Genomic DNA, 15,493 nt, shown 5'->3' on the forward strand with positions numbered 1-15,493 from the left:
TATCACTGTTCCGTGCTCATGATCCATACGCCCGACCTGCCCCTGCCCGGCCGGGGCGCCACCGCGGAACGTCTTCGGCGTCTGGCCGAGCTGGGACGGGCCGATCCGGTCGCGGCCCGGCTGGGTGAGGGCCACGCGGACGCGGTGGCTGTCCGGGCCGAGCTGGGCGATGCGGGCGAGGACGGTCGCTGGGGCGTGTGGGCTGCCGTTCCGCGCTCGCTCCGGGCCGTCCGCGACGGTGACGGCTGGCGGCTGAACGGCGAGCGGCCCTGGTGCTCCGGCGCCGGCTGGTGCACCCACGCGCTGGTCACCGCCGAAGCCGACGACGGCATCCGGCTGTTCGCGGTGGCGAACGAAGCGCCGTACGCCGTCCCGCTCGACGGCACCTGGCCGGCGGTGGGCATGGCGGCCAGCGACAGCCGCACGATCCGGTTCACCGGCGCCCCGGCCCGCCCGATCGGCGGCCCCGGCGAGTACGTGAACCGGCCCGGCTTCTGGCACGGCGGCATCGGCGTCGCCGCGTGCTGGTACGGCGGCGCCCTCGGCATCGCCGACGCCCTGCACATCGCGGACAAGGACGACCCGCACACGCTGGCCCACCTCGGCGCGGTCGACGTCGCCCTGGGCGCTGCCCGTGCCGTGCTCCTGGAGGCGGCCGCCGTCATCGACGCCGACCCGCAGGCGATGCAGCACCGGCTCGCCCTGCGCGTGCGGGCCACCGTCGAGGCCGCCGCCACCGAGGTGATCGACCGGGTCGGGCGCGCGCTCGGCGCCGGACCGCTGTGCCGCGACGAACGGCACGCCCGCCGGGTCGCCGACCTCACCGTCTACCTGCGGCAGAGTCACGCCGAGGCCGACCTGGAACAGCTCGGCGGCCTCGTGCGGAACGAGAAGTCGCCGTGGTGAGGCCGATCGCCGGCGAGGGCACGGCCGAGCAGACGTGGGCGGCGTGGCCGGCGATGGCGCAGTGGCCGGTCCTGCCGCTCGACGCGACCGATCCGCCGCTGATCGTGGCCCCGCACCCGGACGACGAGATCCTCGGCCTGGCCGGGCTGATGGCCATGCTCGACGCGGCCGAGCTGATCGCCGTGACCGACGGCGAGGCCTCGCACCCCCGGTCCACCGTGCACACCCAGCCCGAGCTGGCCGCGATCCGGCGCGCCGAGACCGCGGAGGCGTTGCGCCGCCTGGGGCTGGGCGACGCGCCCGTCACCCGGCTCGGCCAGCCCGATGGCAAGGTCGACGAGGACGCGCTGGCCGCGGCCCTGACCGGCCGGCTGGCGCCGGGGCGCTGGTGCCTGTCCACCTGGCGCGAGGACGGTCACCCCGACCACGAGGCGGTCGGCCGCGCCGCGGCCCGGGCATGCGAGGCCACGGGCGCGGTGCTGCTGGAATACCCGATCTGGGCCTGGCACTGGGCCACGCCCGGCGACCCACGGGTGCCGTGGCATCGGGCGCACCGGGTCGAGCTGAGCCCGGCCGCGCAGGCGGCGAAGGCCGCGGCCGTCGCTGCCTTCCCCAGCCAGATCGCGCCGCTGGGGCCCGAGCCGGGCGACGCGGCGATCCTGCCGCCGCACGTGCTGGCCCGCTTCGCCCGCCCGTTCGAAGTGGTGCTGCGATGAGCACGCCACCGAGCAGTGATGCTGCGATGACCACGCCGCAGAGCTATTTCGAGCACATGTACGCCCGCAGCAGCGACCCGTGGAGCTTCGCGACCCGCTGGTACGACGCCCGTAAGCACGCCCTGACGGTGGCCTCGCTGCCCGCCCGGCGCTACCGGTCGGCATTCGAGCCCGGCTGCTCGACCGGCATGCTCACCGGTCGGCTGGCCGAGCGCTGCGACCGGGTGCTGGCGGTCGACGCCGTTCCGGCCGCGATCGCTTCGGCAGTCACCTACCTGGCTCCGTTCCCGCACGTCACCGTGCGCGCCGCCCGGATGCCCGCGGACTGGCCGGACGAGACGTTCGACCTGATCGTGCTGTCCGAGCTGGGCTACTACTTCGACGACCACGACCTGACGACGCTGATCGGACGGGCCGTCGCCTCGCTCGAACCGGGCGGCGACCTGGTGGCCGTGCACTGGCGACGCCCGGTCGACGAGCACGCCCGCTCCGGCGACGACGTGCACAACCGGCTCGCGGCCAATCCCGGGCTGGCCCGGCTGGCCCGCCACGCCGAGGCCGACTTCCTGCTCGAGGTCTACACCCGTACGCCACCCGAGCCTCTCTCGGTGGCCCAGCGCGAGGGGCTCGCATGAACCGGATCGCCGTCGTCGTCCCCGCGCACAACGAGCACGACCTGCTGCCGTTGTGCCTGGCCGCCCTGACCGCGGCCACCGCGCCGGTTCCGGTCGAGATCATCGTGGTCGCCGACGCCTGCGCCGACGACACCGCCGCCCTCGCCGCCGGGGCCGGCGCGACCGTGCTGACCCTGGACGCCGGCAACGTCGGGCGGGCCCGCGCGGCCGGCATGGACCACGCGCTCCGGTACGGTCCGGACGGGCTCTGGCTGGCCACCACCGACGCTGACAGCCGGGTCGCGCCGGAATGGCTGCTGTGGCACCGCACGCACGCCGCGGCCGGCGCCGACCTGCTGGCGGGCACGGTCATGGTCGACGACTGGGCGGCGTGGCCGGCCGCGCTGCCCGGCCTCTACGACAGCCGGTACGCCACCACGGACGCTCACGTGCACGGAGCCAACCTCGGCATCTCGGCCGCGACGTACCGGGCCGTGGGCGGTTTCCGGCCGATCGGGCACGACGAGGACCGTGACCTGATCGCGCGGGTGCGGGCGGCCGGTCACCGCGTGGTCAGCGACGCCACCTGCCCGGTGGTGACCAGCGCCCGCCCGGACGGCCGGGCGCCGCTGGGCTTCTCGGCCCACCTCACCGGTCTGGCCTCGACCCTGGCTGCCTAGAGGCCGTGCACCGACAGCACGCCGGAAAGCGCCCTCGCGGGGACGCCGCGGCCGTCGGGACGCGGCCAGTGCACGCTGACCTCGTCGAAGCCCAGCGCGGCGAGGCGGCCGACGGTGTCGGCGTAGCGGTCGCGGCTCTCGAACGGCCAGTACGACTCGAGGCCCACGTTGACGATCCGGCGGATCCGGCGGCCCTCGAGCACCGCGTCGAGCTGCCCGGACTGCTTCTCGAGAGCGGCGAACCACTCGTCGGGGCCCACGGCGGGACCGTACGGGCCGTACGTGACCCAGGCCTGGCCGTGCCGGGCGACCAGGCGCAGCGAGCGCGGCCCGGTGCCTGCCACGGTGAACGGCACCCGCGGCGTCTGCACACATCCGGGCAGCTGGTGGGCGTCGATCGCGTGGTAGCGCTCGCCGTGGGCGGTGACGATCGGCTCGGCCAGCAGCTTGTCGAGCAGCCCGAGCCACTCGGCGAAGCGGTCCATGCGCTCGCGCGGGGTCAGCGGCGGCTCGCCCAGCACCTGCGCGTCCAGGCTCTCGGTGCCGGCGCCCAGGCCGACCTCGAGGCGGCCGCCGCTGAGCTGGTCGAGGGTCATCAGCTCCTTGGCGAACGGCACCGGGTGGCGGTAGTTGGGCGTGGCGACCTGCACCCCGAGGCGGACCCGCTCGGTGGCCCCGGCCGCGGCGGCGAGCAGCGGCACGCAGCCGTACCAGGGGTTGTCGCGCAGCAGCGGCCAGGTCAGGTGGTCGTACGTCCAGACGGTGTGCACCCCGGCCCGCTCCGCCTCGACCACCTCGGCCAGCCAGGCGCTCGTGGGGTGGCGGTCGGGGAGCACCAGCACCGACAGATCGGTCATGCCAGTGCCTGCACTACGGCGGCCGCGATCACGAGGTCCTCCCAGCCCATCCCCACGGTCTTGATCAGCCTGGGCCGGGCGGGGGTGGTTCCCCGGACCAGATCGGCGAAGGTCACGAGCTCAGTCTCGTCGAGGCCGGCCTGAATGATGTCACCGGCTTCCCGTACGGCCACCGCGCGCGACTCGACCAGCGCGCCGCAGCGTCGCACGGTCTCGGTGTCGACCTCGCGGGCCTCGGGCTCATGGGAACCGACGGCGACCACGACGGCGCCCGGTTTCAGCCGGCGCCCGTCGAAGAGCGGCTCGCGCGCGGTGGTGCAGCAGGCCACGATGTCGGCGTCGGCCACCGCGTCCGCGTCGGCGGCCTCGGCCCGGGCGACCTGCCCGACGAAGCGGGCGGTCCGCTCGTGGCTGCGCCCGACGACTCGTACGGAATCGATCGGACGCACCGCCCGGAGAGCCTCGACGTGACCGAGCGCCTGCGGGCCCGTGCCGAAGACGACGAGCTTGCGGGCGCCGGGCGGCGCGACGAGATCGACGCCGAGCGCCGAGACGGCCGGGGTGCGCAACGAGGTGAGCGCGGCGCCGTCGAGAACGGCCCGCGGCGCCAGCGTGGGCGCGTCGAACAGCACGTACGTGCCGTGGATGCGGGGCAGGCCGCGGGCCGGGTTGCCGGGAGCGATGCCGACCAGCTTGACGCCGGCGATGCGATCGTCACCGGACGGCATGATCAGCACCTCGCCGCCGCCGAGCGCCACCCGCGAGCGGGCCGGCTCGGACTCGGGGTCGAGACCGCCGGCCAGGGCAGCGCGCAGCGCCTCGACCGCGCGCGGAAAGCCCAGCGCGAGCACCTGTTCGGCCGAGATCATGGGCTGTACCATGTCACATACCACCGAGGGAGGCAACAGTCATGACGTCACCGGTCATCGGCCCGCTGCGCACAGCCGGCAGCTTCCGCCAGCACGTGGAGGACGCGGTGGCCGCCGCCATTGTCTCCGGCGAGTTCGCACCGGGCACGATGCTCACGGCCCCCACCCTGGCCGCCCGGTTCGACGTCTCCGCCACGCCCGTACGCGAAGCCCTGCTGAACCTCGAGAAGCGCGGCTTCGTCGAGATCGCCCGCAACAAGGGCTTCCGGGTCACCCAGGTCAGCGAGCACGACCTCACCGAGATCGTCCAGATCCGCCAGTGGCTCGAGGCCCCGCCGATGCGGCTGCTGGCCGGCGCCCTGACCCCGCCCGACCTGTCCCGCCTGCGCGCCGAGGCCGAGGCGATCGTGGTCAGCGCCGCCGCGTACGACCTGCCGACCTACCTGACCGCCGACACGACGTTCCACCTGCATCTGCTCAGTCTCACCGGCAACGACCGGCTGGTCACGCTGGTCGGTGATCTGCGCCAGCAGACCCGCCTGGTCGGGCTGGCCACCATGCTCGGCTCGCCCGAGCTGGCCGAGTCGTCGGCCGAGCACCTCACGCTGCTCGACCTGCTCGAGGCGGGCGACGGCGCCGCCGCCGAAGAGCTCATGCGCCGCCACCTGGGCCACGTCACCGGCTGGTGGAGCGGGCGGGCCGAGCAATGAAGGTGATCGTGGTGGGCGCCGGCATCGTCGGGGCCGCCATCGCCCGCGAGCTGGCGGTCGCCGGGGTGACGGTGACGGTCCTCGACCGCTCGGCGTCGGCCGGCGGCACCTCGGCCGCCGGCGAGGGCAACCTGCTGGTCTCCGACAAGGGCCCCGGCGCCGAACTGGCTCTGGCGCTGCGGTCGCTCACGCTGTGGCGTTCGATCCTGCCGGAGATCTCGGACAGCTTCCCCTCGATCGAGTACGAGGCCAAGGGCGGCCTGGTGGTCGCCACGACTCCCGCCGGTGCGACCGCTCTGCACGCCTTCGCGGAGACGCAGCGGGCAGCGGGCGTCTCGGCCTCCTCCGTGAATGGCCTCGACTACGAGCCCGACCTGAACCCCGCCCACACCGCGGCGATCTTCTACCCGCAGGACGCGCAGGTACAGCCCGCGATCGCGACCGAGGCCCTCCTGGCCGCCGCGCGGCGGCACGGCGCGGTCGTACGCCAGGGGGTCGAGGTGCTCGGCCCGGTACGCAGCGGCGAGCGCCTGTCCGGCGCGCTGACCTCGGACGGCGAGATCCACGCCGATCACGTGGTGGTGGCGGCCGGCCCGTGGTCGGGCGAGGCGGCCCGACGACTGGGCGTCGACCTGCCCGTACGCCCCCGCCGCGGCACGATCCTGGTCACCACCCGGATGCGCCGGCGGATCCACCACAAGGTCTACGACGCCGACTACGTGGGCGCGGTCGGCTCGAACGACGCCGCCCTGCAGACGTCCAGCGTGGTCGAGTCGACCGCGGCCGGCACCGTCCTGATCGGCTCGTCCCGCGAACGCCGCGGCTTCGACGAGCGGATCGAGGCCCGGGTCCTGTCCGCCGTCGCCGCCAAGGCCCTCGTGCTGTTCCCGTTCCTGGCCGACGTGGCGGTGATGCGAGCGTACGGCGGCTTCCGCCCCTTCGTCCCCGACCACCTGCCGGTCATCGGCCCCGACCCCCGCCGGCCCGGCCTCTGGCACGCGACCGGCCACGAGGGCGCCGGCATCGTCCTGTCCACCGCCACCGGCGAACTGCTCACCGACCTGCTGCTGAACCGCCCGCCACACGTGGACGCAGCCGCCTTCGCCGTCGACCGCCCCACCCTGCTCCCCCACCTGGAGCCCGCACGCGGCTGACTCCTCCGGCGCCCTGTCCCCGGCCGATGATCGACGGCGAGCCGGCTGGCTCCTTCCTCGTCGTAGTCTTGCGTCACCGTGGCCCTCCACCCCCGCTGACGAGTTCGGTGAGGCAGGCCCAGGCGCCGGATACGTCGAGCGCGCGGCCGGCGTACCCGAGGTTCAGTAGCTCCTCGCTCAGGTAGCGGTCGTATTTGTCGTGTTGTTTCGCGCGAACCGCGGCCGCGATGGTGACCGATTTCGGCGGCGGGCCGGCGGCCAGACTCGTGATCACTTCGAGAAGCCGGTCCGGTGTGCAGCCGCCGACCGTGATCGCCAACCCGTCCTGGCTCACGGCCAGGCCCCGCATGCCGAGGACAGCGGCGAGCGTGTTCATGATTCGGTCGCCACGCCAGGGGAACAGCAGGGTGTCCGAGTCCTGGGCGAAAATGCGGCGAGTCGAATGTCCGTACGCATGGAACGCAGCGCGTCCTTCGGCCAGCAGCGTTCGTGCGGGGGCGTCAAGGTAGCCGGGGATGTCGCCGGACCGGTACAGCTGGAACATCCGCCGCCGTACCTGGTCGGCGATCTCACCGCCGGCGCCGGGGAACACGGGTGGCTTGCCGGCCTCGGCAGCGGTCAGTTCGATCACCCGTTGCGCTGTGTCCACGGAGATCACCCGCCACCGTGCGCCGCTGAAGATGAGCAGCGCGCCGGGGAGGATCGGCCGGTCCACCGGAAGCGATCCGAGCGTGTATCCGTCGGCGACGAGGCGATAATCCAGGGAGGTATGGAAGGACGCATAGAAACTGTAGTGACCCAGCAGTCGCTCGCCTTCCCGGCCCGGCAGCAAGGCGCCGTCAGCCGACTGCTCGAGCAGCTGCCGCCGGCCCATGTCGCGCAGGAGGCGTGCGAACGTCGCCCGGTCGACCCGGCGGAACGGGCCGGTTTCGCAGAGTGTCGTGAAGAGGCGGCCGGCCCGCGCGCCGCCATGCCGTGCGCTGATCGACAGGATCTGCTGGATCAGTGCGGACAGGTGCAGGCCGGTGTCGTCGGGTGGTTCGTACCAGGCCGAGATCAACAGCTCCGTCATGGCGACGGTCTGGAACAGTTCGGGGCGCAGTGTGTCGGCGGGAGCGATTCCGGAGCTGAGTTCCGGCTCCGTCACATACGTCCGGAGAACGGCCGGCTGCCCCGGTCGGCGCCCCGAACGCCCGAGCCGTTGCCGCAGGCCGGAAACCGTCGGCGGGGCGCCGATCTGGGCGACCGAGTCCACCGAGCCGACGTCGATGCCGAGTTCCAGGGTGGAGGTGCAGATCGCGGTCACCGGGGTGCCCGGATCCTTGAGACGTTCCTCGACGTGCTCGCGTACCTCTTTGGACAGGCTGCCGTGGTGGGCGAGGAACCGGGCCGGCACCTGGGCACGGGCGGCCCGCTGGGTGAGCATGTCGGCGTACACCTCGACGGCTGCGCGCGAGTTGGCGAAGACCAGGTTGTCGGTGCGACCCAGGGTCCGGAAGAGGTGGTCGGCGATCGCGGCGCGATCAGCGGGTTCCTGACCCGGTTCCGGCTGCGTCGCCGGATGGACGTAGCCACGAACCTGTAGCCGGATTTCGCCGCCGGGCTCGGTGGAGGAGACCACGGCGACTTCCGCACCGCCGCGAGGCCGGAGAAAGTCCGCCGCTGCGGAGAAGTCGCCGAGCGTCGCGGAGAGGGCGATCCGGGGCACTCGCCTGCCGATGGCCTCCTCCACCCGGTGGAGGAGCGCCTGCAACTGAGCGCCTCTCTCGGTGCCGATGAACGAGTGCAACTCGTCGATGACCACGTAGCGCAGGCCGCTGAAGATTCGGCTCACCCGGTCGCCGTGCCGGACGAAGAGCGCCTCCAAGGACTCCGGCGTGATCAGCAACAAGCCCTCCGGAGCCCGCAGCACCCGTGCCTTGCCGGACGCCGGCGCATCGCCGTGCCAGCGGTGCACGCGCAGGCCGAGCGGATCGGCGAGGCCGGCGAGCCGCTCGTACTGGTCATTGATCAGCGCTTTCAGCGGGCTCACCGAGAGTGCCGCGACGCCGCTGCCGAAGCCCTGTTCCTGCCGCCGGGCGAGGGCCGAGCAGATCGGCAGCAACGCTGCCTCGGTCTTTCCGCTGGCGGTGGCCGAGGCGATGATCACGTCGCGCTGCCCGGCGCTGATCAACGCAGCGGCGCGTTCCTGGACGTCGCGCAGCCGATCCCAGCCCTGGTTGTAGATCCACTGCTGGACGGCGGGGTGGTAGCGGGCGTACGCCTGCGACGACGGGTGCTCGCTCACGCTTACAACTGGAAGGACGTGAGCTCGTCGTCCTCGCCGTCCGGCGTGAGCTCGACCTTCCCGATGAGGTCGGACCAGTGCAGGCCGGGGTGCTGTTCCAGCAGCGCGAGCAGGTCGAGGAAACCGCGGATGGTCTCGCGAGGAGTACGGAAATAAGCATCCCCGAGCCGCGCGGAGCAGTGCGCCATGTACGCCGTCAGCGCCTCGTCCGGGACCAGGTACCGGGACGGGTCGCCGGCGGCGAACACGTGCCGGAGCCTGGTCAACAGCACGAAGACGTCCTCCGGCGTCAGGTTGCCCAGCCGCAGCACCGGACCGGAGAGATCGATCCGATCGGCGGCGGCGAAGCGGTTCGGCGCGAGGCGTGACGCCAGTGCGGGGTACGAGAACAGGCCGCGCCGGGGATCGAGCAGGAACTCGGGCGTCCCGCCGAACACGAAACCGAGATTCGCCGCACCGCCCTGACTCGTGTCGTTGACGATGCGCAGCAGTTGCTCATAGTTGGCGTTACGGGCGGCCGATCCGGTGATCTTGTAAAGGTTGACCATCTCGTCCAGACAGACCAGCAGGCCGTTGAAGCCGGCCAGATGGACGAAGCGGGCCATCAGCCGGAGATGGTCGTAGAAGCTGCAGTCGTCGACGATCGTCCGCACGCCCAGCGCGGTCCGCGCATCGACCCGGCTGGTGAATTCGCCGCGCAGCCACCGCACGGCGTCGGCGCGCAACCGTTCGTCCCCGGTGTCGTAGCCGCGCCAGTAGGCGCCGACAACCGCCGCGAAGTCGTAGCCACCGGTCATCTCGGTCAGCGTGGACAACCGCGACCGGATCGTCCCGGCCGGGTCGGCGCCGGTGCCTGCGGCCTCGCTCAGAGCGCCGGTGACGAACCGCTCGAGGACGCTGGACAGCGCTGCTCCGTCCGGCCGGGCCCGGGTGGCCAGGTTGCCCATCAGTTCGGCGTACAGCCCGCGGGCCTGCCCCGAGGCGGCGTGCAGACGACGGTCCGGCGACAGGTCGGCGTGCACGGTGACCAGCCGTCGCTCCAGGGCGATCGAACGGACCAGGTGCAGGAAGAAGGTCTTGCCCGAGCCGTACTCCCCGATGACGAACCGGCATCCGGCGCCACCGTCGGCGATCCGGTCGATGTCGCGCACCGCCGCCTGCGCCTCGGCCGCACGGCCCACCTGAATGTGCTGCTGCCCGACCCGAGGGACCATGCCGGCCCGCAGCGACGCGACGATCGCATCCCGTTCGCGTGGCCGGATCCGCCCGGCGGCAGGCGGGGTGCCGGGGCGTGTCATGCGTGCAACTCCAGCAGGACATCGTTGTCGATGGTGAGGATGATGTCACCCCCGACGACGGGCGCTCCGGCGGTGTCCATCGCCACCTCGTTCAACACGTCGAGCGCGCCGTCCGGCAGGACACCGTGGGCCGCCGCAAGGGACTCGAACTCGTCGCGGGTCCACGTCGGTCGTTCGCCGAGGGCAGACAACAGGGCGCCGTGCACGCCGTCGAGACCGGGGATGGCGGGCGGCGCCGGGACCGCGCCCTCGCCGCCGCCCTCTGCATCGGCCACCTCGTCGGCGTCGAAGATCGCGCCGAGGAGGGCTGCGGCGGTGTCGCTCTCGGCGACCTTCTTCCGTACCAGGTCACGGTCGAGTCGCAGGCCGGTGGGCGCGGGCTCGGCAGGGGCAGCCCAAGGTAGCGCGTACCCGGTCGGCCGGCACCCGCCGGCCTGGACCACGACCGGTTCGTCCGGCCGTTCCGCGCCGGTCTCCGCGGCACGCCGTCGCACGGGAACGGGCGGGTCCTCGTCGTCGTCGGCGACTCGGGGCAGGATCGGCGCGTTCCCGGTGCTCCGGTCGTGCAGTCGCCCGAAGACCAGGTCCACCGGTAGCCCGAGAATCCGGTACACCCGGGTCAGCACGGCGACGGTCGCCGGTCCGATCACCGGATCGGCAGCAACCGCCACGGTGACCAGATAGTGTCCGGCGAGCTCCCGCTCGGCCGCGGTCGTCATGGCCGTCTGCCGGACGAGCCGGTCGACCTCCACCCGCGTGGTCAGCAACCAGCTCAGGCGTGCCGCCAGCCGGACGTCCTCGCCCGGGTCCAGGCAGAGGGCGGCCGCCAGTTCGGCGACGCCGGCGAGCAGCGCGGCCCCGGCCGGTCCCCGCGGATCCACCGGCCCGGCGGCCGACGCCACCGCTGCGGCACATCGGACGATGGCGGCGGCGGAGCCGAAGCGTACGCCGGGACGGTCGGCCGCCGGCCGGCCGAGACGGAACAGGACGGCCGGACCCCGGGCCGGCGGTGGCGCGCCGAATCGCACATCCGGCTCGACGCCGAAGCCGATCCGGGCCAGCAACGCCAGCCAGGGAACGGCCTCGTCGGTGGACATCCGCTGCGGGTCGGCCGCCGACCAGAAGTCCCAGAACTCGCCGGCCTCGATCATCGCCGATGCTCGTCCGTCGAGCCGCCGTTCGGCCCAGACCCGAACCGCGCCGAGCCGGCCGTGACGGGCGTCGACCAGGTCAGCCGGCAGCAGCGCCGCGGCGGCCAGGGAGTCGCGTCCCTGCGGGTACCGGACCAGCCATCGACGGTACGGGTCGAGGGCGGCGGCCGTCTCGTCACGCAGTGCCGCGAGTGAGCGGATGTCGTGCGGGTCGGACAACAGGTCGGGCAGGTCCGCGCGCCAGACGAGGGTAGTGGGCAGACCCGGGTCTGCCGGCCGGTAACGCAGCCGTATGCCGGTCCCGCCACCGCGCGCGACGACACCGTGGCCGTACCGGTCACGGTAACGAAGGGTGAACAGTCGCTCGAACTCGGACGGGCAGTCGATCTCGCTCCGGCGCGGGCTCAGCGCCGGGTGATGTCGCATCCAAGCACGTGCCCAGGCGACCGGCACCGGAGTCGAGGATGCCGCGAACCGGGCCAGCCCGATCCGCACCGCCGCCGGCGTCTCACGGCCGGGTTCCGTTGTGGGCGCGGCGCCCGGGGCTGCCACCGTCTCGAGAAGATCGAGCAGGTCGTCCAGCGCCTTGCGCAACGCCGTCCGGTCACCGTATCGAGCCCGGAGCCGGCCGGCTTCAGCGGTGATCGCCGGCAGGTCCCGGCGCACGGTGGGATCGACGTCCCCCTCGACCAGGACCCGGCGTTCGAGGCCGAAGCAGAAGAGCAGGACCAGGCCCGGCGGGACGTCCGCGCGCCGGCCGCCGGCCAGCCAGTCCAGGTAAGCCTTTCGAGCGAACGGCGAGAGCAGGTGGTACGCCAGATCCGGCCCGCGGCCCGGCACCACGTAACGGCCGGGGACAGCGGAAACCGGCAGATCGGGATTGACGAACGAGGATTCGGCCGGGCCGGAACCGCTGGACAGCCGCCTGCCGAGGTAGAACAGGCCGTCCGCGACGACATGACCACCGACCACTGCCGGCTCCCCGGGCGGAATCCAGCGCCCCGGTGCTGATTGCAGCGTCGTGACCACGCATCACACTGTATCCACCGGGCGATGTGACGGTTCCTGAGGCAGCCGCTAGTCTCCGCAGGATGGGATCTCCTCTCGTGTCAGATTCGGCCGCCGCCGAGACCACCGGTGAAGTCGACGCCGCAGCCGGCCGGCAAGGCCCCGTAGAGAGCATCGAGAATTCACTCGCCGCCGCCGAGCGGGCGCTGGACAGCGCGTTGCGCGATGCGAACGCCGTGGTGCGAGAGTTGAAGCGGGCGCTAGGCGCCGCCCGCAGCGGCCAGATCCGTGACCTGCGGAAGGCGTTGGCCGCCGCGCAGGCAGCGGCCGACGGGCTCGCCGCGGACACCAGAATGATCGAGGGCGACTTCACCTTCGACGAGCGGGCTTACCTCTCCTCCGGCGGGTACGTGAAGGAGTTGCTGGCTGAGGCGTCGGCGCGGGGACTGGTGATCGTGGAGGGTGACGACGACCGGCTCCTGTGCTACCCGTCGCTGCTGCGGATCCTTCCCGGCGACGCGGCAGTCGAGATCGACAAGGTGCGGGACCGGCGGCTGCGCCCGTCCGTGCTGGTCAGCTCCCTGGCGCGGGCGCAGGAGCGGGGAACGCGCTTCAAGGCGGAGCAGTTCCTCGACAGTCTCCGGTCGGCCTACGAGCTTCGGGTCGCCGCCGACGGCAAGCGTCCCGACGCCGTGACCCGCCTGGTCGACCTCTGGACGGTGCTGACCATGATGCCGGGCCAGCGCACCCAGTACTCGCGGCAGGAGTTCGCCCGCGATCTCTACCTGCTGGACCAGAGCGGCGTCACCCGCACCGAGCGGAATCCGCGGACCCTGCGCTGGTCGGCCAGCACCGGAACCAAGGGCGCCGGGGTTCTGACGACGGTGGCACGCAACGGTCAGGAGCAGCGGTACTGGGGAGTTTCGTTCACCGCCGAGGAAGCCGAGCCGGAGCAGTCATGAGCACCGCCGAGATCGGCGTCGACGACTACCTCTCGTTCGTCCGGCGGGAGTACCTGGCCGGATACATCGCCCGCGGTGGCGCCTCGGTCAAGCTGCTGTGCGCGGCGGACGAGGCCGTGCGGAACCAGCTCGCCGCGGGGCTGCCCGAGATCGGTGACGGCTTCGCGTACGCCGAAGTGGATGCCGTGACCACCCGCGTCCACCTGATCGACCAGGTGTTCACCACCGTCGCCCGGCAGTTGGACTGGACCGGGCTGGCCGGCTCCGTCGTACGGGCCGCCTTGGACCAAGCGGGCTTTCCCGCGCCCGCCGGGATCGATCGCATCGACATCGGCGCGATCGCCCGCCACCACGACGTGAACGCCGCGGAGCTGTACCGCAGTGTTCGCCGCGCCGTCGAGCAGCTGGTGTTGCGGGACACCGAGATGAGTCACGAGTTCCGGGTGGCCATGCTCCGGCTCTGCCAGGAACGCCTCGGCCGGGGCGACGTCACTGCCGAGGAACGGGAAACGGTGATCGGCTGGCTGCACGGTGAGCGGTTGCCCGCCGCGGACCTGCGCCGGGTGGGCCTGAACGCGAAGGTGAACCGCTACAACGCCCGGCCGCTGCTGCTGTCGTTGACCCGCTGGCTGCGGATCGCCGGCCGCCCGGGCCTGATACTGCGGCTCGACCTGCACCGGCTCGCCGTGACCCGGCGCCCGCCGGCAGGCTTACGGGACGGCTTCTACTACGCCAAGGCGGCGACGCTCGACGCGTACGAGCTGGTGCGGCAGCTGATCGATGCGGTCGACGAGATCGAGGGTTTGTTCGTCGCCGTCGAGGTGCCGCCCGTCCTGGTCCACGACGAGGCGCGTGGGCTGCCCGCGTACACGGCTCTGCACCTGCGGGTAGCCGACGAGGTCCACGACCGGCACCGACAAAATCCGTACGCCGCGCTGGTGCGCATCGGTTCCCACTCCGTGGAGGTGTCCTGATGATCGGCACGGACACCGGCAACGCCCCGGCCGTCGTCGCCCGGCGTGCGATCGAGGCGTTGCGTGCGGGGGTGCCCAGCCGGGATGCGGTGGCCGCGCTCGGCAGCGGGCAATCGGCGATCGAGGACCGTTTCGAGACGATGTGCGCCGCGGCCGCGACGGGTTCTCCCGCCGGCATGCTGATCGGCGGCGGGTTCGGCGCGGGCAAGAGCCATCTTCTCGAGCACCTCGCCCGGCTGGCGCTGAACGCCGGCTGGACCGTCAGTCGTGTCGTCGTCAGCAAGGAGACACCGCTGCACGACCCCGTCAAGGTCTTCCGGGCCGCGGCCGATTCCGCCCTGCGGGACGGGCAGGCCCGGCCCGCCGTCATCGAGGCGGCGGCCGGGCTCGACCTCGACGGTCGTTCGTACGCCGAGCTGCTGCGCTGGGCGTCCTCGAGCGGGTCCGAGCTGAACGAACGGTTCCCCGCCACCCTGACGCTGTTCGCTCACCTTCGCGAGCGCGACCCCGCGTACGCCGAAACGATCTTGAGATTCTGGTCGGGTGATCCGATCCCCGTCCCGGAACTGCGCAAGCGGATGAAGGAGATCGGCGAGCAGCGACCCGTCCTCTCGCCGGTTGCGGCGCCCGAGCTGGCCCGGCAACGGATGCGGTTCGCGGCCCGGCTGCTGGCCGCCGCAGGCTCGCCGGGATGGCTCGTCCTCTTCGACGAAGTCGAGCTCATCGGGCGGTATTCATTGCTCCAACGTGCGAAGTCCTACGCGGAGCTGGCGCGGTGGATGCGTGGCGAGCACGGCAGAAGCACCCCGATCGCCACGGTGTTCGCCATGACTGACGACTATGAAGCGGCCGTCATCACCGGGCGCAACGATCGTCAACTCGTCCCGGAGCGGCTGCGAGCCAAGGGCACTCCGGAAGCAGCGGAGCTCGCGGCGGCCGCTGAACTCGGCATGCGGATCATCGATCGGGAGACGCACCTGCTCACCCCGCCGGACGACACCGAACTCAAGCAGGTGTACGCCCGGCTGCGCGAGCTGCACGGGCAGGCGTTCGGGTGGCATCCGCCCGACGTGACCGGTCTGGAGCGGCTGGGCGCCACCCGTATGCGGCAGTACGTACGGGCCTGGATCAACGAGTGGGACCTGGTACGCCTCGACCCCGCATATCGGCCGGTGACCGAAGCCGTCGATGTGGCCAGTGACTACCGCGAGGACCCCGATCTGGAGCGCACCCCACCCGAGTAGGCGGACGACGGCCGGCGCCGTTACTCATTCCCGTCTGCCCCGCGCGTCGGAGATGAGGAGCGC

At 72.5% G+C, this 15,493-nt stretch carries 14 protein-coding genes; 9 read left to right on the plus strand and 5 right to left on the minus strand.

From position 1 onward, the window contains the following. The first annotated feature begins 18 nt into the window (after window positions 1-18). Genes LXN57_RS44470 through LXN57_RS44485 form a run of 4 tightly spaced genes read left to right on the plus strand, consistent with a single transcriptional unit; the run spans window position 19 to window position 2,916 of the window. A complete protein-coding gene (locus LXN57_RS44470; RefSeq protein ID WP_251804395.1) occupies window positions 19-906 on the plus strand; it encodes an acyl-CoA dehydrogenase family protein in 888 nt (295 codons plus the stop codon). Then, window positions 900-1,622 carry a PIG-L deacetylase family protein gene (locus tag LXN57_RS44475; RefSeq protein WP_251804353.1) on the plus strand — a complete coding sequence of 241 codons (723 nt, stop codon included), beginning with the start codon at window positions 900-902 and terminating at the stop codon, window positions 1,620-1,622. Before LXN57_RS44470 ends, LXN57_RS44475 begins: the two co-directional genes overlap by 7 nt. Then, window positions 1,619-2,257, plus strand: coding sequence for a class I SAM-dependent methyltransferase (locus LXN57_RS44480; RefSeq protein WP_251804354.1), 639 nt, complete (start codon window positions 1,619-1,621; stop codon window positions 2,255-2,257). The genes LXN57_RS44475 and LXN57_RS44480 overlap by 4 nt, the downstream gene beginning before the upstream one ends. Beyond that, entirely contained in the window at window positions 2,254-2,916 is a 663-nt protein-coding gene (locus LXN57_RS44485) for a glycosyltransferase family 2 protein (RefSeq protein WP_251804355.1), read from the plus strand. Before LXN57_RS44480 ends, LXN57_RS44485 begins: the two co-directional genes overlap by 4 nt. Here LXN57_RS44485 and LXN57_RS44490 read toward each other — a convergent pair. Both LXN57_RS44490 and LXN57_RS44495 read right to left on the minus strand, forming a co-directional pair. Beyond that, entirely contained in the window at window positions 2,913-3,773 is an 861-nt protein-coding gene (locus LXN57_RS44490; protein WP_251804356.1) for an LLM class flavin-dependent oxidoreductase, read from the minus strand. The genes LXN57_RS44485 and LXN57_RS44490 overlap by 4 nt on opposite strands. After that, window positions 3,770-4,642, minus strand: coding sequence for an ornithine cyclodeaminase family protein (locus LXN57_RS44495; protein WP_251804357.1), 873 nt, complete (start codon window positions 4,640-4,642; stop codon window positions 3,770-3,772). The genes LXN57_RS44490 and LXN57_RS44495 overlap by 4 nt, the downstream gene beginning before the upstream one ends. Before the next feature lie 41 nt (window positions 4,643-4,683). Here LXN57_RS44495 and LXN57_RS44500 point away from each other — a divergent pair, with 41 nt between their 5' ends. Both LXN57_RS44500 and LXN57_RS44505 read left to right on the plus strand, forming a co-directional pair. Continuing rightward, window positions 4,684-5,352 (plus strand): GntR family transcriptional regulator, encoded by a 669-nt coding sequence (locus LXN57_RS44500; RefSeq protein WP_251804358.1) that lies wholly within the window; start codon window positions 4,684-4,686, stop codon window positions 5,350-5,352. Window positions 5,353-5,363: 11 nt separating this feature from the next. Then, window positions 5,364-6,506, plus strand: coding sequence for an NAD(P)/FAD-dependent oxidoreductase (locus LXN57_RS44505; protein WP_251804359.1), 1,143 nt, complete (start codon window positions 5,364-5,366; stop codon window positions 6,504-6,506). 73 nt (window positions 6,507-6,579) lie between these two features. On the opposite strand, the gene LXN57_RS44510 is transcribed toward LXN57_RS44505, so the two are convergent. From LXN57_RS44510 to LXN57_RS44520, 3 genes are read right to left on the minus strand one after another with little or no spacing between them, the layout of a single operon-like run. Next, on the minus strand, window positions 6,580-8,793 hold the full coding sequence (locus tag LXN57_RS44510; RefSeq protein ID WP_251804360.1) for a DEAD/DEAH box helicase: 2,214 nt from the start codon (window positions 8,791-8,793) through the stop codon (window positions 6,580-6,582). 2 nt (window positions 8,794-8,795) lie between these two features. Next, complete coding sequence (locus LXN57_RS44515; protein WP_251804361.1) at window positions 8,796-10,091, minus strand: ATP-binding protein; 1,296 nt, start codon at window positions 10,089-10,091, stop codon at window positions 8,796-8,798. After that, window positions 10,088-12,271 carry a TerB N-terminal domain-containing protein gene (locus tag LXN57_RS44520; protein WP_251804362.1) on the minus strand — a complete coding sequence of 728 codons (2,184 nt, stop codon included), beginning with the start codon at window positions 12,269-12,271 and terminating at the stop codon, window positions 10,088-10,090. Before LXN57_RS44520 ends, LXN57_RS44515 begins: the two co-directional genes overlap by 4 nt. 62 nt (window positions 12,272-12,333) lie before the next feature. Here LXN57_RS44520 and LXN57_RS44525 point away from each other — a divergent pair, with 62 nt between their 5' ends. The 3 genes from LXN57_RS44525 to LXN57_RS44535 are packed head-to-tail and all read left to right on the plus strand — an operon-like array spanning window position 12,334 to window position 15,430. Continuing rightward, window positions 12,334-13,212, plus strand: a complete 879-nt coding sequence (locus tag LXN57_RS44525; protein ID WP_251804363.1) for a hypothetical protein — start codon at window positions 12,334-12,336, stop codon at window positions 13,210-13,212. Next, window positions 13,209-14,186: a BREX system ATP-binding domain-containing protein gene (locus tag LXN57_RS44530; protein ID WP_251804364.1), complete on the plus strand. Its 978-nt coding sequence runs from the start codon at window positions 13,209-13,211 to the stop codon at window positions 14,184-14,186. The genes LXN57_RS44525 and LXN57_RS44530 overlap by 4 nt, the downstream gene beginning before the upstream one ends. Further along, the gene (locus tag LXN57_RS44535) at window positions 14,186-15,430 is read left to right on the plus strand and encodes a BREX system ATP-binding domain-containing protein (RefSeq protein ID WP_251804365.1); all 1,245 of its coding nucleotides are present in this window, start codon (window positions 14,186-14,188) and stop codon (window positions 15,428-15,430) included. The genes LXN57_RS44530 and LXN57_RS44535 overlap by 1 nt, the downstream gene beginning before the upstream one ends. The last annotated feature ends 63 nt before the right edge of the window (window positions 15,431-15,493 follow it).

The organism is Paractinoplanes hotanensis (assembly GCF_023717965.1).
In the GTDB taxonomy this organism is placed as follows: domain Bacteria; phylum Actinomycetota; class Actinomycetes; order Mycobacteriales; family Micromonosporaceae; genus Actinoplanes; species Actinoplanes polyasparticus.

Excerpts from the sequence above, each read along its gene's own strand:
- LXN57_RS44490 (WP_251804356.1), bottom strand. The coding sequence starts at position 3,773 with ATGACCGATCTGTCGGTGCTGGTGCTCCCCGACCGCCACCCCACGAGC.
- LXN57_RS44470 (WP_251804395.1), top strand. The coding sequence starts at position 19 with ATGATCCATACGCCCGACCTGCCCCTGCCCGGCCGGGGCGCCACCGCG.
- LXN57_RS44495 (WP_251804357.1), bottom strand. The coding sequence starts at position 4,642 with ATGATCTCGGCCGAACAGGTGCTCGCGCTGGGCTTTCCGCGCGCGGTC.
- LXN57_RS44530 (WP_251804364.1), top strand. The coding sequence starts at position 13,209 with ATGAGCACCGCCGAGATCGGCGTCGACGACTACCTCTCGTTCGTCCGG.
- LXN57_RS44500 (WP_251804358.1), top strand. The coding sequence starts at position 4,684 with ATGACGTCACCGGTCATCGGCCCGCTGCGCACAGCCGGCAGCTTCCGC.
- LXN57_RS44515 (WP_251804361.1), bottom strand. The coding sequence starts at position 10,091 with ATGACACGCCCCGGCACCCCGCCTGCCGCCGGGCGGATCCGGCCACGC.
- LXN57_RS44485 (WP_251804355.1), top strand. The coding sequence starts at position 2,254 with ATGAACCGGATCGCCGTCGTCGTCCCCGCGCACAACGAGCACGACCTG.
- LXN57_RS44480 (WP_251804354.1), top strand. The coding sequence starts at position 1,619 with ATGAGCACGCCACCGAGCAGTGATGCTGCGATGACCACGCCGCAGAGC.
- LXN57_RS44535 (WP_251804365.1), top strand. The coding sequence starts at position 14,186 with ATGATCGGCACGGACACCGGCAACGCCCCGGCCGTCGTCGCCCGGCGT.
- LXN57_RS44525 (WP_251804363.1), top strand. The coding sequence starts at position 12,334 with ATGGGATCTCCTCTCGTGTCAGATTCGGCCGCCGCCGAGACCACCGGT.